19 protein-coding genes are annotated in these 18,948 nt (G+C 62.4%); 8 read left to right on the top strand and 11 right to left on the bottom strand.

Annotation, left to right across the window (positions count from 1 at the left end; translation table 11 throughout):
* Nucleotides 1–2 precede the first annotated feature (2 nt).
* Nucleotides 3–974: an aldose epimerase family protein gene (locus PAQ31011_RS11070; RefSeq protein WP_150575902.1), complete on the bottom strand. Its 972-nt coding sequence runs from the start codon at nt 972–974 to the stop codon at nt 3–5.
* Between the two features lie 598 nt (nt 975–1,572).
* Between PAQ31011_RS11070 and PAQ31011_RS11075 the strand changes: the two genes are divergently transcribed.
* The 3 genes from PAQ31011_RS11075 to PAQ31011_RS11085 all read left to right on the top strand — a co-directional run bounded on the left by PAQ31011_RS11075 (nt 1,573) and on the right by PAQ31011_RS11085 (nt 4,156).
* The gene (locus tag PAQ31011_RS11075) at nt 1,573–2,718 is read left to right on the top strand and encodes a ribonucleotide-diphosphate reductase subunit beta (RefSeq protein ID WP_150575903.1); all 1,146 of its coding nucleotides are present in this window, start codon (nt 1,573–1,575) and stop codon (nt 2,716–2,718) included.
* 466 nt (nt 2,719–3,184) lie between these two features.
* Complete coding sequence (locus tag PAQ31011_RS11080) at nt 3,185–3,490, top strand: hypothetical protein (protein WP_150575904.1); 306 nt, start codon at nt 3,185–3,187, stop codon at nt 3,488–3,490.
* Between the two features lie 24 nt (nt 3,491–3,514).
* Nucleotides 3,515–4,156 (top strand): histone H1-like DNA-binding protein, encoded by a 642-nt coding sequence (locus PAQ31011_RS11085; protein ID WP_150575905.1) that lies wholly within the window; start codon nt 3,515–3,517, stop codon nt 4,154–4,156.
* 164 nt (nt 4,157–4,320) lie between these two features.
* On the opposite strand, the gene PAQ31011_RS11090 is transcribed toward PAQ31011_RS11085, so the two are convergent.
* The 10 genes from PAQ31011_RS11090 to PAQ31011_RS11135 form a co-directional block, all read right to left on the bottom strand.
* On the bottom strand, nt 4,321–4,800 hold the full coding sequence (locus PAQ31011_RS11090; protein WP_039401436.1) for an outer membrane lipoprotein: 480 nt from the start codon (nt 4,798–4,800) through the stop codon (nt 4,321–4,323).
* Nucleotides 4,801–4,819: 19 nt separating this feature from the next.
* Nucleotides 4,820–5,755: a carbohydrate kinase family protein gene (locus tag PAQ31011_RS11095; protein ID WP_039393270.1), complete on the bottom strand. Its 936-nt coding sequence runs from the start codon at nt 5,753–5,755 to the stop codon at nt 4,820–4,822.
* Between the two features lie 126 nt (nt 5,756–5,881).
* Entirely contained in the window at nt 5,882–6,382 is a 501-nt protein-coding gene (gene tpx / locus PAQ31011_RS11100; protein ID WP_150575906.1) for a thiol peroxidase, read from the bottom strand.
* Nucleotides 6,383–6,414: 32 nt separating this feature from the next.
* Nucleotides 6,415–7,548: a DUF3426 domain-containing protein gene (locus PAQ31011_RS11105; protein WP_150575907.1), complete on the bottom strand. Its 1,134-nt coding sequence runs from the start codon at nt 7,546–7,548 to the stop codon at nt 6,415–6,417.
* Between the two features lie 69 nt (nt 7,549–7,617).
* Nucleotides 7,618–8,523, bottom strand: coding sequence for a 50S ribosomal protein L11 methyltransferase (gene prmA, locus PAQ31011_RS11110; protein WP_150575908.1), 906 nt, complete (start codon nt 8,521–8,523; stop codon nt 7,618–7,620).
* Between the two features lie 27 nt (nt 8,524–8,550).
* Nucleotides 8,551–9,912, bottom strand: coding sequence for an acetyl-CoA carboxylase biotin carboxylase subunit (gene accC / locus PAQ31011_RS11115; protein WP_150575909.1), 1,362 nt, complete (start codon nt 9,910–9,912; stop codon nt 8,551–8,553).
* Between the two features lie 97 nt (nt 9,913–10,009).
* Entirely contained in the window at nt 10,010–10,471 is a 462-nt protein-coding gene (accB, locus tag PAQ31011_RS11120; RefSeq protein WP_150575910.1) for an acetyl-CoA carboxylase biotin carboxyl carrier protein, read from the bottom strand.
* A gap of 72 nt (nt 10,472–10,543) precedes the next feature.
* Nucleotides 10,544–10,990 carry a type II 3-dehydroquinate dehydratase gene (aroQ, locus tag PAQ31011_RS11125; RefSeq protein WP_039393255.1) on the bottom strand — a complete coding sequence of 149 codons (447 nt, stop codon included), beginning with the start codon at nt 10,988–10,990 and terminating at the stop codon, nt 10,544–10,546.
* A 146-nt stretch (nt 10,991–11,136) separates the two neighbouring features.
* Complete coding sequence (locus PAQ31011_RS11130; protein ID WP_150575911.1) at nt 11,137–11,661, bottom strand: TlpA family protein disulfide reductase; 525 nt, start codon at nt 11,659–11,661, stop codon at nt 11,137–11,139.
* A 143-nt stretch (nt 11,662–11,804) separates the two neighbouring features.
* Entirely contained in the window at nt 11,805–12,461 is a 657-nt protein-coding gene (locus PAQ31011_RS11135) for a UDP-N-acetylmuramate--alanine ligase (RefSeq protein ID WP_150575912.1), read from the bottom strand.
* Nucleotides 12,462–12,580: 119 nt separating this feature from the next.
* Between PAQ31011_RS11135 and mpl the strand changes: the two genes are divergently transcribed.
* The 5 genes from mpl to lpxO all read left to right on the top strand — a co-directional run bounded on the left by mpl (nt 12,581) and on the right by lpxO (nt 18,886).
* Nucleotides 12,581–13,963 (top strand): UDP-N-acetylmuramate:L-alanyl-gamma-D-glutamyl-meso-diaminopimelate ligase, encoded by a 1,383-nt coding sequence (gene mpl / locus PAQ31011_RS11140; RefSeq protein ID WP_150575913.1) that lies wholly within the window; start codon nt 12,581–12,583, stop codon nt 13,961–13,963.
* Nucleotides 13,964–14,023: 60 nt separating this feature from the next.
* Nucleotides 14,024–14,635: a YqiA/YcfP family alpha/beta fold hydrolase gene (locus PAQ31011_RS11145; protein ID WP_150575914.1), complete on the top strand. Its 612-nt coding sequence runs from the start codon at nt 14,024–14,026 to the stop codon at nt 14,633–14,635.
* Between the two features lie 77 nt (nt 14,636–14,712).
* Nucleotides 14,713–16,917 carry a ribonuclease catalytic domain-containing protein gene (locus PAQ31011_RS11150; RefSeq protein ID WP_150575915.1) on the top strand — a complete coding sequence of 735 codons (2,205 nt, stop codon included), beginning with the start codon at nt 14,713–14,715 and terminating at the stop codon, nt 16,915–16,917.
* On the top strand, nt 16,911–17,870 hold the full coding sequence (locus tag PAQ31011_RS11155; protein WP_246179509.1) for an energy transducer TonB: 960 nt from the start codon (nt 16,911–16,913) through the stop codon (nt 17,868–17,870). The genes PAQ31011_RS11150 and PAQ31011_RS11155 overlap by 7 nt, the downstream gene beginning before the upstream one ends.
* Before the next feature lie 119 nt (nt 17,871–17,989).
* Nucleotides 17,990–18,886 (top strand): lipid A hydroxylase LpxO, encoded by an 897-nt coding sequence (gene lpxO, locus PAQ31011_RS11160; protein WP_150575916.1) that lies wholly within the window; start codon nt 17,990–17,992, stop codon nt 18,884–18,886.
* Nucleotides 18,887–18,948 lie beyond the last annotated feature (62 nt).

Raw genomic sequence — 18,948 nt, forward strand, 5'->3', positions numbered from 1 at the left:
GATCAGGCCAGATCGATGCGCATCGACAGATCGAGTGTCTGGCCGTGAGCGAGCACCTCGTGGTCGGTGTCGAACTCGCCCACGCGATGCGTCGACGGTTCAAGACACAGATAGGGACGACCGGCGGGCGAGTGCAGGACGAGCCAGGTCGCATCGTCGCTGCGCACGGTGGCGCTGCGCAGTCCGCCGGCGTAGTCGATGCGAGCGTCGAAGCGTCCCGACTCGGTGGGGACTTCGGCGAACCATGTCGAGCGTCCGCCGGTGTCGAGACCGCCGCCGACCGACACCACTTCCATCGGCCCGACGTGCACGCGTTGCTCGCTCGGCCAGCGAATGTCCTCCGACGGCGAGCGCCAGAGCGCTTCGGATTCGAACGTCACGCGCGCGCCGGCGGGCCAGCGGAAGTAGGGGTGCAGGCCGAGCCCCGCCGGCATCTCCTGCGCCGAGAGGTTGGTGAGCGAGAGCTGCATGTCGAGACCTTGCTCGTCGAGCGTCACCGAAAGGTACGCCTGATAGTGCCAGGGCCATTCGGGCTGCGCCGGGCTGTCGAGTTGCAGCACGCAGCAATGGGCGCTTTCGTCGACGACTTCCCACGCACGTCGCAGCCCCCAGCCATGTAACGAACTCGACGTAGCGGGCGTCTCGTGAACGGCGATGGTCTGCCCGCGCCAGTGCAGCGTATCGTCGCGCAACATATTGGTATACGGCAGCATTGGGAACGCACCGGCCTTGGGCCATTCATCGGAGGAAAATGGCTCATTGCCGAGCGGTACTAGATAGTCGAACAGGTCGCCGCGGGTGTCGCGACGCGCCAGACGCGACAGGCGCGCGCCGCAACCCGGCTGCACTTCGGCGATGAGCGCGCCTCTGGCGAGGCGGATCGGTTTGCCGGGGGTGAGGGTGAGCGGTGTCGGACCCGGTTGGTCGACCGAAGCGGCCGGGGCCTGTGCGCCGTCGGCGCGTGAGGATGTCATCGTCAGTATCTCCTTCGTGTGCGCCGGGGAGGTGGAGGCAGTGGCGCGCGCCGGAATCTTGTGTCCCGGTCCGCAACGCTTTGGCGCTTGCCGCACAGGATACGCCAATGCGGCCGCGCGTCATTTTGATGCACTGCAAACGCTGTCGTGCGGCGTCGTTTCGTGGCAAGATGCCGGTCCCGCAAGGCCGGACGTCACGTGACGTCGGTATGCTCGCAAACACTAGGTATTGTGGTGATGGCATAACTCGACACAATATATGGTGTCGATGGGCTGGAATGAGTGACGGTATTGTGCTAAATTGGAGTCATTCGATCGACGTCGGGAGGTCATGATGTTGCAAGACAAAGATTGCAGCCTCGGAACCGATGTCATCGTCTGCGTCGTTATTCAAATTAGCGCGAAAGCGAATCTGCTTTACCCCCAATACCAAGCATTGCCACTCGCGGATTTTTCGTCGTCGTCTTCTGATTGACGGCAGCAATATCGCAATTTTTTCGTCGGCCTTCGTGCGCCTCGTGCGCGAACGGCTGATCTGTCACTTCGGCGATACGCGTGACTCACGTGTTTCGCATCAACCTGAACGGACCGAGACCCTATGCTGAACTGGGAAGAAGAGACCTCTACCGCCAAACCGGCACCTGCGGCAGCACCGGCTGCGCCTGCATCGAACATTCTGGGCACGCAGGACGACAACGCGCCGCATACGATCGCCTCGCAGTCGACGCGCCGCGTGAGCGCCTCCGACAAGCGCGTGATCAACGGCACGACGGACGTGAACCAGCTGGTGCCGTTCAAGTACAAGTGGGCTTGGGAAAAGTACCTGGCCGGTTGCGCGAACCACTGGATGCCGCAGGAAATCAACATGTCGCGCGACATCGCCTTGTGGAAGGACCCGAACGGTCTGACCGAAGACGAGCGCCGCATCATCAAGCGCAACCTCGGCTTCTTCGTGACGGCCGACTCGCTTGCCGCGAACAACATCGTGCTGGGCACCTATCGCCACATCACCGCGCCGGAGTGCCGTCAGTTCCTGCTGCGTCAGGCGTTTGAAGAAGCGATCCACACGCACGCCTATCAGTACATCGTCGAAAGCCTGGGTCTGGACGAAGCCGAGATCTTCAACGCGTATCACGAAGTGGCGTCGATCCGCGACAAGGACGAATTCCTGCTGCCGTTCATTGAAGTGGTGGCCGATCCGTCGTTCAAGACGGGTACGCAGGAAGCCGACCAGAAGCTGCTGCGTTCGCTGATCGTGTTCGCCTGCATCATGGAAGGTCTGTTCTTCTACGTGGGCTTCACGCAGATTCTGGCGCTGGGCCGTCAGAACAAGATGACCGGTGCTGCAGAGCAGTATCAGTACATCCTGCGCGACGAGTCGATGCACTGCAACTTCGGCATCGACCTGATCAACCAGGTGAAGCTGGAAAACCCGAATCTGTGGACGCCGGAGTTCCGCGAAGAGATTCGCGAGCTGTTCAAGAAGGCAGTCGAGCTTGAGTATCGCTACGCAGAAGACACGATGCCGCGCGGCGTGCTCGGTCTGAACGCGGGCATGTTCAAGAGCTACCTGCGCTTCATCGCGAATCGTCGTTGCGCACAGATCGGTCTCGAAGCGCTCTACCCGAACGAAGAGAATCCGTTCCCGTGGATGAGCGAGATGATCGACCTGAAGAAGGAGCGCAACTTCTTCGAAACGCGAGTGATCGAGTACCAGACCGGTGGCGCACTGAGCTGGGACTAAGCATTGAGTGAAAAATGGATGCTTCGCGCAAAGCGAGCATCCATGCGGGTTTCGAGAGGGTGGTGTGTGCGTGCATGACACGCGTGACTGACCGGAAGGAAGACGAAGAAGAGGCGTCGGTCACACACATCATCCTCACTCGCACGTTGAAGTTCTCGCTTCGAAGTTGGCTTCGGAGATCGCTTCAGAGATCGAGTGAAGCGCGTGTCGAAGACACAGCAGCGCACATCGAAGACATCGAACGCACGCATCGCACGCATCGACATGCGAGTGTGATGTGCATCAAATACAACAGATTGACTTCTTCGTTACGATTGATGTGCGCTTTTTTATGCACAAAGTATTAACATCGCATCACAAAAGAATTATTATTCGCTCAAATAAATTGCAGTCTCGATGAACACACGAAAGCACTCACTGCTTTCCTCCCGCGACAGAGAGCTGGTAGTTACGGAGCGTAAAAACCTTGGTGCATAGCAAGCTGTATCGCTTATCCGCTATCGCAATCTCCTCCATCCCGATGACGGGACAGGCAAGCTACCCCCCGAAGAATCTGGCGATCCCCCTTTCTCAAGACAATCGAATTGCTGGCGGCAATGTCGCCGGCAATTTTTTTGCGCGCGTGACCACATACGGTCAGCGTCATGCGCGCAGCGCCGAATTCATTAGCGTAAGCGGTCGTAGTTCGATGCGTACGCCGATGAATAGCCCGCTCGCCGGCGGTTCCCGCACGGTGGTCGGGTTTCCTTCTCAGGTAGTTTCGTTTGAGTGATCTCTCACGTTAAGGAGTTTTGTCATGGCTACGATTAAGAAGGCTGTTGCCAAGAAGCCGGCGGCTAAGAAAGCTGTCGCCAAGAAGCCCGTTGCAAAGAAGGCTGCTGCTGCCAAGAAGCCGGTAGCGAAGAAGGCCGTTGCTGCCAAGAAGCCGGTAGCAAAGAAGGCAGTTGCCGCTAAGAAGCCGGCAGCAAAGAAGGTTGCCGCCAAGAAGCCGGTCGCCAAGAAGGCAGCGGTGAAGAAGGTTGCAGCTAAGAAGCCGGTTGCCAAGAAGGCAGCAGTGAAGAAGGTTGCCGCCAAGAAGCCGGTTGCCAAGAAAGCAGCAGTGAAGAAGGTTGCCGCCAAGAAGCCGGCCGCCAAGAAAGCAGTGAAGAAGGTTGCTGCCAAGAAGCCGGCCGCGAAGAAGGCAGTTGCTGCCAAGAAGCCGGCTGCGAAGAAGGCTGCTGCCAAGAAGCCTGCTGCCAAGAAGGCTGCTGCTAAGCCTGCTGCGAAGAAGGCCGCTGCGAAGCCTGCCGCGAAGAAGCCTGCTGCGAAGAAGCCGGCCGTCAAGAAGGTTGCCGCTAAGCCCGCTGCTGCAGCTCCGGCCGCAGCACCCGCCGCAGCACCGAAGACGGCACTGAACCCGGCAGCAGCATGGCCGTTCCCGACCGGCAGCCGTCCGTAATCCGAGTGCCGATGCAGGAACCAAGGCACTTAGGTGTCTTTTGACCGGGTAGGTCTACCCGGTTCGAAACCCGCGGTGATGAGCGATCGTCACAGCGGGTTTTTTCATGGCGAAATAAAAATGGGCGACCCGAAGTCGCCCATTCTTTTGTGTGACGTGTCGCCTTAGTGCGTCACACGTGTCACGCCGCCACTCGAGAGCAGACGCACGCGCTGACCCGGCTGGAATGCCTCGTCGGCATCCTGAGTAATTGCGCGCAACTCACCGTTATCCAGACGCACGGTGATCTCGAGACCGGCCTTCTTGCTCATACGGCTTTCGATGGCCTGACCCGCCACGGCACCCAGCAGACCGCCGACGATGCCCGTTGCAATCGAACCGCGACCGCCACCGATGGCGCTGCCGCCGATCGCGCCGAGCGCACCGCCACCGGCGATGCCCAGAATGCCCGGGTCGCCGTTGCTGCTATCGATCGTGACCGGACGCACCGATTCGACCGTGCCCATACGTACGACCTGTTCCCGTTGCGCCTGACGGCTGTTGTAGACGCTTGCCGAGTTGCTCGGGCCGAACGCCGTGCAGGCGGACAGCGTGAGCGACGCCGCAGCGGCGAGGATGATTAGCGGTGTGGTGAGTCGTGCCATCGTTGTGCCTTTCGTGAAGTCATTCGAAGCGGTGGCCGAACGCTTCTTCATATTGCGCTTCGATTTCCGAGCGCGTCGGTGCATACGTCTGCGGACCCTGCTCGGCAATCTTGAGCGAACCCATCAGGCTGGCCAGGCGGCCGGTGGTCGGCCAGTCGAGGCCCTTTTCGATGCCATACAGCAAACCACCACGGAACGCGTCGCCGCATCCGGTCGGGTCGACGACACGCTTGGCGGGCACGGCAGGAATGTCGTGTTGCTTGCCGCCGGCGAAGATCTGGGCCCCGTGTTCTCCGCGCGTGACGACAAGTGCCTCGACACGCGACTGGAGATCTTCCATCGACCATCCGGTCTTCGTGCAGAGGAGCTTGGCTTCGTAGTCGTTGACCGCAAGATACGTGGCAAGTTCCACCATGCGACGCAGTGCCTCAGGCGACAGAATCGGCAGACCCTGACCCGGATCGAACATGAACGGCACGCCCGCCGCGGCGAAACCTTCGGCGTGCGTGAGCATGGCGTCTGAAGCATCCGGCGCGACGATGCCGAGCGTAGCGCCCTTCGCATCGGCCACGCGGTTGCGCGACGAGAACATCATCGCACCCGGGTGGAAGGCCGTGATCTGGTTGTTGTCCAGATCGGTGGTGATCATCGCGTTGGCCGTCATGCTGTCCGTGACCGTACGCACGAACTCCGTCGTCATACCGAGCGACTGGAAGCGCTCAAGGTACGCCGCGCCATCTTCACCGACCGTGGCCATGACGACCGGCGATCCGCCGAGCAGATGCAGGCTGTAGCCGATGTTGCCGGCGCAGCCGCCGAAGTTGCGGCGCATCGTCGGCACGAGGAAGCTGACGTTCAGGATGTGCACCTGATCAGGCAGGATGTGCTCGCCGAAGCGGCCTTCGAACGTCATGATGTTGTCGTAGGCGAGCGAGCCGCAGATCACGGTAGTCACGGGAAAGTCCTTGCGAAAAGTAAGCGGGGGAGCGCCAGCGGAGGAACGCACGCGGCGAGGGACGACATGAGGTTACGATACCCCGGCGGCCGTATGGCCGCGTCGGGGCATCGTCACGAAGTTGAATTACGCCAGTGCGGCGAGCGCAGCGTCGTAATTCGGTTCGTTTTTGATTTCCGGCACCAGCTCCGCGTGCACGACACGGTTGTCGGCGTCGAGCACGACCACAGCACGCGCCGACACGCCGGCGAGCGGGCCGGTCGTGATGGCAACGCCGTAGTCCTTGAGGAACTCGCGACCGCGCATCGTCGAGAGCGTGACGACGTTGTTCAGACCTTCGGTGGCGCAGAAGCGGCTCATGGCGAACGGCAGGTCAGCCGAGATCACGAGCACGACGGTGTTGTCGAGCTTGCCGGCCGCTTCGTTGAACTTGCGGGTCGACGTGGCGCAGGTCGGCGTGTCGAGGCTCGGCACGATGTTGAGGACTTTGCGCTTGCCAGCGAAGTCGTCGAGCGTGACGTCTGCCAGTTTTGCGTTGACCAGCTTCAGTGCCGGTGCGGTCTGACCCTTCTGCGGGAACTGGCCGTCGACTTCGATGGGGTTGCCCCCGAGCGTGACTTGGGACATCTATATCTCCTAGGTTGAGTGCAACAGCGCTATCAGGGATAGAACGCGAGCACCCGGTAATTACTGGCTAGCGCTGCCTGCGCCGACAATCGTAACCGAATCGTGCGTTCGTTGCGTGGTGCCAGTCCGGCATCGCGTGTCAAAGCCTCGGTGACGTAGTCATTCGCTGAAAAAACGCGACGCACGACCGGTTTGCCGTCGATATCCGAGAGCGTCAGTTCGAGCGATGGCCAGGCCAGCGCATGGTCGGCGTCGTTTCGTACGAAGACGGTGAGTGTCATCGGTACGCTGTCGGTCGGAACATCGGTGGACGCCGCGGCAGCATCGCTGGCCGTGACGGGGTTCGCTGCGGCTGCCGACGCCACGACGCTGTTGTTGTCATTGTCGCCGACGGTGTCGGTCACGAGCGTGACGCTCGAAATCTGGATCTTGTCCGGCTGGCGCGGCAGTCCGACTGCCACGTGCAGCGGACGACCGATCGCGGCGAACACGCCGTGCAATGCCGGGATCCGGTCGACGAGCGCCGCACGCTCGATCCATGCCCATTGGCAGAGCAGCGCGATGACGGCCAACATCATGAGCACGCGCCAGATCGCACGTGCCGCACCGGGGCGCTTGTCCGCGCTGGCGACGGTGGAAGTGGTGTGCGTTTCCGAACGTGAGGCCGTCGGCGCGGTGAGCACCGTGGGATCGTCGTCGTCCATATAGCGGCCCGGGCCGTGCTGCATCTGCGCGCGACTTTCGTCCGGCGAGCCGAGCAGCGCGGCAATGGCCGTGGGCGTCAGCATCTCCGGCACCGGTTTTTCGCCGATGAATGCGGGCAAGGAGGGCGAGGAGGGCGAGGGGGACGATGAAGGTGACGATGCACCTTCATACGTGGCCGGGCGTGTTGCCGTTGGGGGCGCCGATGCGACTTCCGGCGTCGCAAATGCAGTCTGCGTAGCACCGCTTTGGCCCGGCGTCGCGCTGGGTGATGGGGCGATGGGTGAGGCGGGCGGCGTGTCCTCGGCCGGCGGATCGCAGAGATACGCGCGTCCGTCGAACACTTCGCGGCAGTGGCCGCAGCGCACGAGGCCGTCGCGCAGCTTGAGCTGATCCGCGACGACGCGAAAAACGGTGTGACAGTGTGGGCAGCGGGTAGCGAGAACGCGCGAGGACTGGGTCATGAGGCTCGGGGGACTCGTTGGACTCGTCGCATCGGGCGCATCGCGTGCGGCAGCGCGGCGGGCGGGAGGTTAACCGACGGACTCGGTGGCAGCCTGTCCGTGCAGGCAGACCCAGCCGTCGTGAGCGCGCCAGACCGACATCTTCATATAAGGCGCGTACGCCGCGATCACCTCGTCGGCCTGTCGTTCCAGCACGCCGGACAGCGCGAGCCGGCCACCCGGGGCCACGCGCGACGTCAACATCGACGCGAGCAGCTTGAGCGGGTTCGACAGGATATTGGCGACCACGATGTTGAACTGACCGTCACGCAGATCGTCGGGCAAACCGTACTCGACCGGCGCGTGATTGCGTTCGCTGTTGTAGCGGGCGGATTCGACGGCTTGCGGATCGATATCGATGCCGATGACCGGATCGGCACCGCACTTGCGCGCGAGAATCGCCAGAATGCCCGAGCCGCAGCCATAGTCGAGCAGCGACTGACCCGTCTGCACGTGCTGTTCGAGCCACTCCATGCAGAGACGCGTCGTCGGATGGCTGCCGGTGCCGAAGGCCAGACCCGGGTCGAGTTCGAGGATGAGGGCGTCGGTGTCCGGTGCGTCGTGCCACGACGGCACGACCCAGATCCGCTGGCCAATCTGCATCGGCTCGAACTGCGATTGCGTCAGACGCACCCAGTCCTGTTCCTCCACATCACGCAACGTGAAGGCAGGCGACTCGGCGAGTCCCAGTTCATTGACGGCCGCCGCAAGCAGCACGGCGGCGTCCTGATCTTCCCCCACCAGCGCGACCACGCGCGAGCGTTGCCACGCGGTGTCCGGCGGGGTCAGACCCGGCTCGCCGAACATCGGTTGCTCGTCGGGCGTGTCGGCATCCGCGTCTTCCACGGAGACCGACAGCACGCCCAGATCGAGCAGGGCGTCTGACAGGGCCTCGGCCTGGGCACGGGCAACTTCTACGACGAGTTCGCGATACATAGCGAGTGATTCCTACGAATTAACGACTTAATTGCCGCCGACGGCAGACTTCTGCGCCAGCTTGTGTTCCAGATAGTGAATGCTCGTGCCGCCTTCGACGAACTTGGCGTCGAGCATCAGTTCCCGGTGCAACGGGATGTTCGTCTGGATACCTTCGACCACGATTTCCGACAGGGCCACACGCATGCGGCGGATCGCCTGCTCGCGCGTTGCACCGTAGGCGATCAGCTTGCCGATCATCGAGTCGTAGTTAGGCGGCACGAAGTAGCCGTTGTAGGCGTGCGTGTCGACGCGGATGCCGGGGCCGCCCGGCATATGCCAGGCGGTGATGCGACCCGGCGACGGCGTGAACTTGAACGGATCTTCGGCATTGATACGGCATTCGATGGCGTGGCCACGGAATTCGATATCGCGCTGACGGTAAGCGAGCTTTTCGCCGGCCGCAATGCGAATCTGTTCCTGCACGATGTCGACGCCCGTGATCATTTCCGTGACCGGGTGTTCGACCTGCACGCGCGTGTTCATTTCGATGAAGTAGAACTCGCCGTTTTCGTACAGGAACTCGAACGTACCTGCACCGACGTAGCCCATCTTCTTGCACGCGTCGGCACAACGATCGCCGATACGCTCGATCAGACGACGCGGAATCAGCGGTGCCGTCGCTTCTTCGATCACCTTCTGGTGACGACGCTGCATGGAGCAGTCGCGCTCACCCAGCCAGATCGCTTGCTTGTGCTTGTCGGCGAGAATCTGGATTTCGATATGGCGCGGGTTCTCGAGGAACTTCTCCATATAGACTTCCGGATTGCCGAAGGCGCGGCCGGCTTCTTCACGCGTCATGTTGACCGCGTTCACGAGCGCCGCTTCCGTGTGCACCACGCGCATGCCGCGACCACCGCCGCCACCTGCTGCCTTGATGATCACCGGATAACCGACCTGACGTGCAATACGCACGATTTCCTTCGGATCGTCGGGCAACGCGCCTTCCGAACCCGGCACGCACGGCACGCCGGTCTTGATCATCGTCTGCTTGGCCGACACCTTGTCGCCCATCAGGCGAATGGTTTCGGGGCGCGGGCCGATGAACGTGAAACCCGATTGCTCGACGCGCTCGGCGAAGTCGGCATTTTCGGAGAGGAAGCCGTAACCCGGGTGAATCGCCTGGGCGTCCGTCACTTCCGCCGCGCTGATCAGCGCAGGCATGTTCAGATAGCTCAGCGGCGAGGGGGCCGGACCGATACAGACCGCTTCGTCGGCGAGCTTGACGTACTTCGCTTCCTTATCGGCTTCGGAATAGACCACGACGGTCTTGATGCCCATCTCGCGGCACGCGCGCTGGACGCGCAGAGCGATTTCGCCGCGGTTGGCGATGAGAATTTTTTCAAACATTATGTGCAGTCCTGCCCGTAAGGGGAGAGGAGCGGGGCCGGACGCTTCAAATCGCCACGCGGCCGAAGGCTGCGGGCGGCGCGTCCGACAACCGGCATTAGCCGATCACGAACAGCGGTTGACCGTATTCCACGGCCTGACCGTTCTCGACGAGGATTTCCTTGATCACGCCGGCCTTATCCGACTCGATCTCGTTGAGCAGCTTCATCGCTTCGATGATGCACAGCGTCTGGCCTTCCTTGACCGAGTCGCCGACTTGCGCGAACGGATCGGCGCCCGGCGACGGGGCGCGGTAGAACGTACCGACCATCGGCGACGTCACGATGTGACCTTGCGGCAGTGCCGGTGCAGCCGGTGCGGCGGCGGCCGGCGATGCAGCGGGAGCTTGCGCAGCGACTTGCGGCATGGCGGCCGGCATGGCCATCTGCATCGGGGCGGCGATCACTTGCGGCGGCGCCTTGACGATGCGGACCTTGCCTTCGCCTTCGGTGACTTCGAGTTCGGAAATACCCGATTCGGCCACGAGGTCGATCAACGTCTTGAGTTTGCGCAAATCCATGAAGGAAGCTCCTTGATTCTGTATCGACGCGGGCGCAACGTCCCGCGAGAGGAAATGGGGTGTGAGAGAGGACTACCCGCCGGCGAGTCGCCGCAGGGCAAAATCGAGTGCGTAGGTATACCCGCGCCAACCCAGGCCGCAGATCACACCTTGCGCAATGTCGGAAAAGTACGAGTGATGCCGGAAGGCTTCGCGCGCATGAACGTTCGAGAGGTGAACTTCGACGAACGGGATGCCTACCCCGGCCAACGCGTCGCGAATTGCCACGCTCGTGTGGGTGTAGGCCGCCGGGTTGATGACGATGAAGTCGATCGACTCACCGCGCGCCGCCTGAATCCGGTCAACCAGTGCGCCTTCGTGATTGCTTTGGAATGTCGCCACCTCGGCACCCGCCGTCTGGGCCTGCGCCACAAGGGCGGAGTCGATGTCGGCCAGCGTCGTGCGACCGTACACCTCCGGCTCGCGAGTACCGAGCAGGTTCAGGTTGGGGCCGTGGAGCACGAGAATGCGGTGAGGCATCGGCGAATCAAATTTCACGAAATTGGGCGCAATTAAACGCCAGTTGGTGGATTTTGTCCAGTGGGGCGAAATAGGGGCTGCCCCTTGGGGTGCCGCCGGTCACGTCCGGCGGGGCTTCCCGGGATGCCCCTCCCACCGTGTTAGGGTCAGATGAGCGGCTTGAGCGCGGTGCGGACCTCGTCCGACGTAATGCGGCCCAGCTTCTCATAGTGCAGACGGCCCTGCGGGTCGACGACGACAGTAAAGGGCAATGCGCCCGCCTTATTGCCGAGCGCGCGGGCCAGGTCCGTGCCGGCATAACCTGCCACGAGCAGCGGATAGTCCACTTTCACCTTTTGCTCGAACGCGATCATGTTCTGCGCCGTATCGATGCCAATGCCAACAAATTGCACGTTTTTCGTTCCGAACTCGGTGGAGAGCGCCTGCAAATCGGGCATTTCCTCGACGCAGGGTCCACACCACGGTGCCCAGAAATTCACCACCAGCGTCTTCCCTTTCCATTGGGAGAGCGCCTGATCGTTGCCCTTCAGGTCGGGCAGGCGGGTGGCGAGCAGTTGGGCGACGGCGGCGTCGGAGGCGCTCGGGGCCGGCTGGTTGCGGTGGCCGAGCCAGAATCCGCCTGCCAGCCCGATGAGGGCCAGAATCACCAGAATAACGATGCGTTTTGCCATGATGGATAGAAGGCGGAAGTGCCGGGATAAGACGGTAAACGAAAGACGAACGGTAATTGCGAAGAATTAGTGGCGATTGCGTCGTGATCGCGTCGTGATTTTGCCGTGATTTTGTCGCGATTGCGCGCCAGCCCCCGGTCGGCTCAGTGACTCGGTGCATGGCTGGCGGCATCGGCTTGTGCGATCAGCGCCCGCAGTCCGTCGGCGTCGACACGGACCGGACGGCCATTGCCGTCGGATGCCTTGAGCGCGCCGCGCATGTCGTCCATCGAATAGAGCGACAGGTGGACGCCCGCCGGTTCGCCCTGCTGACGACGTTCGCGCCAGAGAAAACTCAACGTCTCGACCATGCCCCGTCCATTGAAATGGCGGCTCTCGGAGACCTCGTAGTCGATGCCCCGGTTCAGCAAGTCGATGGCAACTTCCTTGGGGTTGTCGCAAAAAGCCTGCAAGTAGATATCAGATAGCGCAGTGGCCGTACCGTTGTAGACGGCACCGGTGATGAACGGACGATAGCGAGCCAGTTCCGTCATCACCGTCAGCGCGACCTGGCGCAGATGCGCCAGCTCGGCGGGCTGCGTGTCGGAGAGGAACGTCTGAACGTACTCCCGGACTTCCGCTTCGATCTGGTCGTTATCGGGCAGTAATTCGCCAGCAATTCGCGATTCACCCGTTATCTGCTTGGCCGCCTTGCGCTTCGCGGAAGCGTAGTCGGCCCCCTCTTCGGCGATGAGGCGAGCGGCCGCCAGCGCGATTTCTTCGCGCAGGCGTTGGGCGTCGGTCCAGGATTTGCGTGTCATGCAAACGATGATACCCGAAAGGCATTGCGGTTCACGTGACAGGTACAATGGAGCCCCTGGCTTCTCTGCACTCCCATTTCCCGCACGGGTTCGGCCCGTCCTCACCACGCTCCCCATCCATGCATATTCATATTCTTGGCATCTGCGGCACGTTCATGGGCGGACTGGCAGTCCTTGCGCGTCAGGCCGGTCATACCGTCACGGGTTGCGACGCCAACGTCTATCCGCCGATGAGCACTCAGCTTGAGGCTCAGGGCATTCGCCTGATTGAAGGGTTCGACGCCGACCAGGTCTCGCTGGAGCCTGACCTGTTCGTGATCGGCAACGTCGTGTCGCGCGGCAATCCGCTGATGGAAGAGATCCTGAACCGGAATCTGCCTTACACGTCCGGCCCGCAATGGCTGGGCGAGCACGTGCTGTCGAAGAAGTGGGTGCTGGCGGTGGCCGGCACGCACGGCAAGACCACCACGACGTCGATGCTGACGTGGATTCTCGAAGACGCCGGGTACAACCCGGGCTTCCTCGTCGGCGGTGTGCCGATGAATTTCGGTATTTCCGCGCGGCTGACCGACAGCGACTTCTTCGTCATCGAGGCGGACGAGTACGACACGGCGTTCTTCGACAAGCGCTCGAAGTTCGTCCATTACCACCCGCGCACGGCCATCCTGAACAATCTGGAATTCGATCACGCCGACATCTTCCCGGATCTGACGGCGATCGAGACGCAATTCCACCATCTTGTACGTACCGTCCCCGGGCAGGGCCGTCTGATCGTGAACGGTCGCGAACCGGCGCTGGAGCGTGTGCTGACGCGTGGCTGCTGGAGCGAAGTCGAACGTTTCGGCGTGGCGGACGGCTGGCACGTGGCCGAAGCCAACGAGACGCTGGCGGCCGGGCAGGAGGCGTTCTGGGTCCATCAGGGGCCGAAGGCTGCCGGGGAAGTGAAGTGGGCGCTTCAGGGCGAACACAACCGGATGAATGCGCTCGCGGCGCTGGCCGCCGCACGTCACGTGGGCGTGCCGCCTGAGCAGGGCGCGGCGTCGCTGGGCAAGTTCCAGAACGTGAAGCGCCGCATGGAAGTGCGCGGCGAAGCCGCTGGCGTGACCGTCTACGACGACTTCGCCCATCATCCGACCGCGATTCAGACGACTTTGGCCGGCCTGCGCCGCCGCGCGGGCAAGGCCCGCATTCTGGCGGTGCTCGAACCGCGCTCGAACACGATGAAGCTCGGCGTGATGAAGGCGCAACTGCCTGCGAGCCTGGCCGACGCCGATCTGGTGTTCGGCTACGGCGCGCCGTCCGGCAAAGATTCGCTCGGCTGGAATCTGACCGAAGCGCTCGCGCCGCTGGGAGCGCGTGCCCAGGCGTTCAGCGACATCGACGGGCTGGTGCGGGCGGTGAGCGCTGCCGCGCAGCCGGGTGACCAGATCGTGGTGATGAGTAACGGCGGCTTTGGCGGCATTCATCAGAAATTGCTTGATGCGCTGGCGGCGCGTGCCTGATCGCGCCTAAGCTGGTATCACGTGGCTAGCGCACACTGACTTGGTTTTACCGGGGCTCACATGATTCTCTATTTGCACGGCTTCCGTTCGTCGCCGCGTTCTTTTAAGGCGCAACTGATGGCGGCCCGCATGCACCGGCTCGGTCTGGGGCATGACTGGGCGTGCCCGCAGTTGCCGCCGTCGCCGCTCGCCGCCGTCGTCGATGCGCAGCGCCTGCTGACGGGCGTGAGCGCCGACGAGCTGACCATCGTGGGTAGCTCGCTGGGCGGCTACTACGCAACGTATCTCGCAGAAAAGCTGGGTTGCCGCGCCGTGCTGCTCAATCCGGCGACGCGGCCGTATGACGACCTCGGCAAATGGCTCGGCGAGCAGCCGATGTGGCACGGCGGCGGCTCCATCGTCGTCGAACCCCGCCATCTGGACGAACTGCGCATGATCGACGTGGCGCAGATCACACGTCCCGAGCGCTATTACCTGGTGGCCGCGACCGGCGACCAGACGCTGGACTATCGCGACATGGTGGCAAAATTCCCTGGCGCGAAGCTCACGCTGATTGAGGGGAGCGATCACGGAATTTCCGATTTCGCTAACTATATGGATGACGTGCTGCGCTTCGCCGGTATCGACGTGCCGCCTTCGCCTGGCGCAGCAAGCCCGTTCGCGGGCGAATGACGCGTTACCCCGTTCTGTCCTAAACCGCCGTACATTGGCGGGCTACAATATCGCCTATTGCGATCGATGGCTGTTTCATGAACATTTTTTTTGAGGAATCCGGCGGCTTCAAGGCTGGCACGGTGTTGTCGCAGCAGGGCGAGTCCTATCAGGTGGAGTTGCCTGGCGGGCGTCGCAGCAAGATTAAAGGGCGCGACGTTCTGCTACGTTTCGAGTCGCCCACGCCCGCCGAGCTGATCGCGCAGGCACAGGCCGCCGCACAGGACATCGATATGAGTTTCCTGTGGGAATGCGCGCCGGCCGACGAGTTCGCGTTTCCCGTCCTTGCTTCCGAGTACTTCGGGGAGGGCGCGAGCGTGGCACAGCAGGCCGGGCTGGCACTGGCCTTGCAGGCGTCGCCGATCTATTTCCGTCGCAAAGGCCGCGGTCAGTATCAGCGTGCCGCACAGGAACAGCTCGAGGCCGCACTGGCTGGACTGGCGCGCAAGCAGCAGCAAGCGGAGTTGCAGCAGTCGTACGCCGATCAGATGATCGCCGGTTCGCTGCCGGACGCGCTCAAGGGCAAGGAGCTGCAACTGCTGTTCCGTCCCGACAAGAACGCGCTCGAATGGAAGGCGCTCGATGCGGCCGCTATCGCGCTGGGCAAGACCCACGCCGAGGTGATGCTGGCGTGTGGTGGCATTGCGTCGCCGCGTGCCTATCACGAGGCTGCCTTCCTCTACGAACACTTCCCGCGCGGTACCGGCTTTCCCGACCTGGGGCCGACGCCGCAACCGGCCGACGATCTGCCGCTTGCCGACGTGCAGGCGTTCTCGATCGACGATTCGACCACGACGGAAATCGACGACGCCCTCTCGGTGCAACTGCTGCCGGACGGTTTGCTGCGCGTAGGTATCCACATCGCGGCTCCGGCACTGGGCATCACGCGCGGCGACGCCATCGACGAGATCGCCCGCGTGCGTCTGTCGACGGTCTACTCGCCCGGCGAGAAGATCACGATGCTGCCCGATTCGGTGGTCGAGACTTATACGCTCGCCGAAGGGGGCGCGCGTCCGGCGCTGTCGCTGTATGTCGTCGTCAAGGCCGATACGTATGAGATCGTAACGACCGAGACGCGCGCAGAACTTGTGCCGATCTCCGCCAACCTGCGTCACAACGAGCTTGACGCCATCATCACGGCGGAGACGCTGGCCGATGGCAGCGGCGACTATCCGCACAAGGAAGAGCTGCGTCTGCTGTGGCCGTTTGCGCAATCGCTGTACGACAAGCGTCAGGCCGCGCGCGTGGGCTACGGTCTGCGCCCGGAAGTGCAGAATAAGACCGACTTCAATTTTTATGTCGACGGCGAGCACGTCACGATCAAGCAGCGTCTGCGTGGCGCGCCGCTCGATCTGATCGTCGCCGAAATGGCGATTCTCGCGAACAGCCGCTGGGGTCGCCTGCTGGCCGAATGTGGTGTGCCGGGTATCTACCGCGCACAACGTGCTTACGGCGTGAACCGTACGCGCATGCAGACGTCGCCCGCTCCGCACGAAGGGCTGGGTGTCGAGCAGTACGCGTGGAGCACGTCGCCGCTGCGTCGCTACGTCGACCTTGTTAACCAGTGGCAACTGATCGCCTGCGTGCGTCACGGCGTGACCGCCAAGCTGGCCGCCCCGTTCAAGCCGAAAGATGCCGATCTGTATGCGACGGTGTCGAGCTTCGAGGCCGCATACGCGGCCTACGGCGAACATCAGAGCCGCATGGAACGCTACTGGTGCATGCGCTGGCTGATTCAGGAGAACAAGTCGCAGGTACAGGCGAGCGTGCTCAAGGGCGATACCGTTCGTCTGAACGATATTCCGCTCACGCTCATCGTGCCGGGCCTCGGGCTGCATGCACGCGGCACGCAGATCATGCTCGACGTGCTGTCGTTCGACGTCGTCACACTCAGTATTTCGGTGCGCATCTCGCAGGTGCTCGGTGCGAGCCAGACCGAACTCGCGGATGACGACGATGAAGGTGACGGCGGTGCCGGTGACGGTGGTGAAGGTGGTGAGGGCGGCGACGCTGAGGGTGGCGAAGGAGGCGAGGGGAGCGACGGTGGCGAAGGCTCCGAATCTTCTGAGTCGTCCGAAGGCGATGTCGGTGCGGCGGGTGCTGCCAAAGGTGCCGCTGACGATGACGAAATCGTGTCCGCTCGGAGCGATGACGCGGTAGCCGCGTCCGACGCCGGGTCGCCGCTGGCCGCCGCGCTGATGGCGGCAGGCGCGCACGACGCTTCGGCCAGCCCCGCGTGCTGAAACCGGCTTTGCCCTCCGGCGATCTGGCCGCGGCGCGACGTCGCGGCTGGTCGCTGATGCGCGAGCATCCGCTTGCCACCGGTCTGATTTTTTCAGCCGTGGTGCATTTGCTCGCGCTGGCGGTACATTTCGTTGCCCCCGACAGCTTCCGGTTGCACAGCGCAGATACGCCCCTCGAAGTCGTCCTCGTCAACGCGAAGTCGGCTAACGCACCGGACAAGGCAACGGCACTCGCGCAGGCCAACCTTGTCGGCGGTGGGGAGCATGATGGTGAGCGCGCGACGTCGCCACTGCCATCGCAGGCCGTCGAGCGCGATGGTGCCCCCGTCGCGCAGGTCCAGCGCAATGTGAGCGACCTGGAAGCCATGCAGGAGAAGCTGCTTTCGCAGCTGCGCAGCCAGTACGCGACCACGCCCGAGGCGCAGCGCAATCGCGCCGACACGCCGCAGCGCGGCCATGGTCTCGACGACCAGACGGTCGACCAGCAGATCGCGCGCTTGCAGGCGGAAATCGACAAACAACTGCGCGCCTATCAGACACGCCCCAAGCGAGGCCAGGTGACGGCGAACACGCGTGAAGTCGCGTATGCCCGATACTTCGATGGTTTGCGTCATCGTATCGAGCGTTACGGTACGGAGCACTTTCCGCAAATCGGCAACGATCGCCTGTACGGTGAGCTGATCGTCACGCTCAACGTGAATCAACGGGGCGGGCTGGGGTACCACAAGGATGGTTGGAATGTCGTCGGCGTGGAAGTGACACGCAGTTCCGGCAATCGGGATCTGGATCGACGCGCGGTCGCGATCGTGCAGGCCAGCGCGCCGTTCGGCGACTTCTCGTCCGAAATGAAGCAGCGTTATGACATCCTCGAGATCGTCACGCGAATGACATTTACCCGTCAGGGCGTGCAGGCGCAAACGCTGACTGCACCGGCGCAGGACAACCCGCAATAGCCTTTGAAATAGCACGTCGGTGTGGCCACAGCGGACGGTATTCCGCTGGAATCGTGGTCGGTGAAACTTTCCAATAATTTCTATAATTGCTGGGTTTTCCCGATCTCGAAAAGTCCGCCATGAAATGGATTGTTCTGGCGATCATTGCTGCTTGTGCTGTGTACGTGCATTTCCGCGGTAAGGTTCGCCATAAATTTTTCCGCCAACTGTCCGACCATTCGACGTTCCTGTCACCGCTGAACGTCTTCATGTACACCTTTTCGCGTGTACCCACGACGCCTTATTTGAAGTCCGACAGTTTTCCCGAGCTGGAGCCGTTGCGTCAGAACTGGGAAGCGATTCGCGCCGAAGCGATGTCGTTGCTTGAAGCCAGCCGTATCAAAGCGTCCGACAAGTACAACGATGTCGGCTTCAATTCGTTCTTCAAAAGCGGCTGGAAGCGCTTCTACCTGAAGTGGTACGACGAGGCGCACCCGTCCGCCAACGCGCTGTGTCCGGTGACGACCGACCTCGTGCGCAAGATCCCGACGATCAAAGCGGCGATGTTTGCCGAATTGCCGCATGGCACCCGGCTGGTGCGTCACCGCGATCCATACGCCGGTTCGCTGCGTTATCACCTCGGACTGGTCACGCCGAACGACGACCGTTGCTACATCGACGTCGATGGTCAGCGCTATAGCTGGCGTGACGGTGAGGGTGTGGTGTTCGATGAGACGTATATTCACTACGCCGAGAATCAAAGCGGCCAGAACCGTATCATTCTGTTTTGCGACGTCGAGCGTCCGATGAAGTACCGCTGGACGCAGATCGTCAACCGTTGGTTTGGCCGTCATCTGGTGGGCGCAGCGGCGTCGCCGAACGAGGCCGGCGACCGTACCGGTGGCTTGAACAAGGTGTTCAAGTATATTTACTCGATTCGCATCGTCGGCAAACGCCTGAAGGCGTGGAACCGGAACGTGTACTATGCGGTGAAATGGGCGCTGTTCGGAGGCATCCTGCTGTGGATGCTCTGGTGACGGTCTGATGCCCTGACGCCGTAGCGGCCGACGACCTGCTGTATGAATATTAGCGGCGCCTG

Source organism: Pandoraea aquatica (assembly GCF_902459565.1).
In the GTDB taxonomy this organism is placed as follows: Bacteria; Pseudomonadota; Gammaproteobacteria; order Burkholderiales; family Burkholderiaceae; genus Pandoraea; species Pandoraea aquatica.

What these genes read in the sequence shown, in the direction of transcription:
- PAQ31011_RS11145 (WP_150575914.1), top strand. Translation starts at nt 14,024, where the DNA reads ATGATTCTCTATTTGCACGGCTTCCGTTCGTCGCCGCGTTCTTTTAAG.
- PAQ31011_RS11105 (WP_150575907.1), bottom strand. Translation starts at nt 7,548, where the DNA reads ATGACCCAGTCCTCGCGCGTTCTCGCTACCCGCTGCCCACACTGTCAC.
- PAQ31011_RS11075 (WP_150575903.1), top strand. Translation starts at nt 1,573, where the DNA reads ATGCTGAACTGGGAAGAAGAGACCTCTACCGCCAAACCGGCACCTGCG.
- PAQ31011_RS11090 (WP_039401436.1), bottom strand. Translation starts at nt 4,800, where the DNA reads ATGGCACGACTCACCACACCGCTAATCATCCTCGCCGCTGCGGCGTCG.
- PAQ31011_RS11085 (WP_150575905.1), top strand. Translation starts at nt 3,515, where the DNA reads ATGGCTACGATTAAGAAGGCTGTTGCCAAGAAGCCGGCGGCTAAGAAA.
- PAQ31011_RS11130 (WP_150575911.1), bottom strand. Translation starts at nt 11,661, where the DNA reads ATGGCAAAACGCATCGTTATTCTGGTGATTCTGGCCCTCATCGGGCTG.
- PAQ31011_RS11070 (WP_150575902.1), bottom strand. Translation starts at nt 974, where the DNA reads ATGACATCCTCACGCGCCGACGGCGCACAGGCCCCGGCCGCTTCGGTC.
- mpl (WP_150575913.1), top strand. Translation starts at nt 12,581, where the DNA reads ATGCATATTCATATTCTTGGCATCTGCGGCACGTTCATGGGCGGACTG.
- PAQ31011_RS11150 (WP_150575915.1), top strand. Translation starts at nt 14,713, where the DNA reads ATGAACATTTTTTTTGAGGAATCCGGCGGCTTCAAGGCTGGCACGGTG.
- accC (WP_150575909.1), bottom strand. Translation starts at nt 9,912, where the DNA reads ATGTTTGAAAAAATTCTCATCGCCAACCGCGGCGAAATCGCTCTGCGC.
- PAQ31011_RS11135 (WP_150575912.1), bottom strand. Translation starts at nt 12,461, where the DNA reads ATGACACGCAAATCCTGGACCGACGCCCAACGCCTGCGCGAAGAAATC.
- aroQ (WP_039393255.1), bottom strand. Translation starts at nt 10,990, where the DNA reads ATGCCTCACCGCATTCTCGTGCTCCACGGCCCCAACCTGAACCTGCTC.
- accB (WP_150575910.1), bottom strand. Translation starts at nt 10,471, where the DNA reads ATGGATTTGCGCAAACTCAAGACGTTGATCGACCTCGTGGCCGAATCG.
- lpxO (WP_150575916.1), top strand. Translation starts at nt 17,990, where the DNA reads ATGAAATGGATTGTTCTGGCGATCATTGCTGCTTGTGCTGTGTACGTG.
- prmA (WP_150575908.1), bottom strand. Translation starts at nt 8,523, where the DNA reads ATGTATCGCGAACTCGTCGTAGAAGTTGCCCGTGCCCAGGCCGAGGCC.
- tpx (WP_150575906.1), bottom strand. Translation starts at nt 6,382, where the DNA reads ATGTCCCAAGTCACGCTCGGGGGCAACCCCATCGAAGTCGACGGCCAG.